1 protein-coding gene is annotated in these 219 nt (G+C 49.3%); it reads left to right on the forward strand.

Translation table 11 applies throughout. The features are described 5' to 3' along the window. On the forward strand, positions 1-219 hold a 219-nt coding region (locus Dpoa2040_RS01080; RefSeq protein WP_210423771.1), incomplete at both ends, for a transposase.

Genomic DNA, 219 nt, shown 5'->3' on the forward strand with positions numbered 1-219 from the left:
TGGAGCAGGTTTATCCCTTCGTCTGGCTGGACGCTATTCACTATAAAATCCGGGAAGATGGCCGCTATCAGAGCAAAGCGGTTTACACCGTGCTGGCCCTGAATCTGGAAGGTAAAAAGGAAGTTCTGGGCCTGTATCTGTCAGAAAGTGAGGGGGCTAACTTCTGGCTGTCGGTATTAAGCGACCTGCAAAATCGCGGTGTTAAAGACATTCTGATTG

This window comes from Dickeya sp. CFBP 2040 (assembly GCF_012273755.1).
GTDB classification, from domain to species: Bacteria; Pseudomonadota; Gammaproteobacteria; order Enterobacterales; family Enterobacteriaceae; genus Dickeya; species Dickeya poaceiphila.